Source organism: Micromonospora sp. LOL_014 (genome assembly GCF_048060245.1).
Classification (GTDB): domain Bacteria; phylum Actinomycetota; class Actinomycetes; order Mycobacteriales; family Micromonosporaceae; genus Micromonospora_E.
Genome location: NZ_JBHMIP010000131.1, coordinates 1 through 219 on the forward strand (window position 1 = coordinate 1; position 219 = coordinate 219).

The 219-nt window shown below is 63.5% G+C and carries 1 pseudogene; it reads right to left on the minus strand.

Going from position 1 to position 219, the window contains the following annotated elements:
• A pseudogene (locus tag ACFHW1_RS28940) lies at positions 1-219 on the minus strand (IS982 family transposase); the annotation flags it as partial.

The window sequence follows — 219 nt, forward strand, 5'->3', positions numbered from 1 at the left end:
TGACGGGTGCGCCGGTCTTGTTGTTGTGCCAGATGGCGGCGGCCATGGCGAGGAGGCGTTGGGCGACGCGTACGGCGACACCGGTGAAGGTCCGTCCGCCGTGTTGTTCCAGGTCAAGTTGGCCTTTGAGGGTGTCGTTGACCGACTCGATCAACTGCCGGACCTTCTTGAGCATCGGTTCGCCGTAGCGGGCCTTCTCCTTCTTGCGTGACGGGCGTA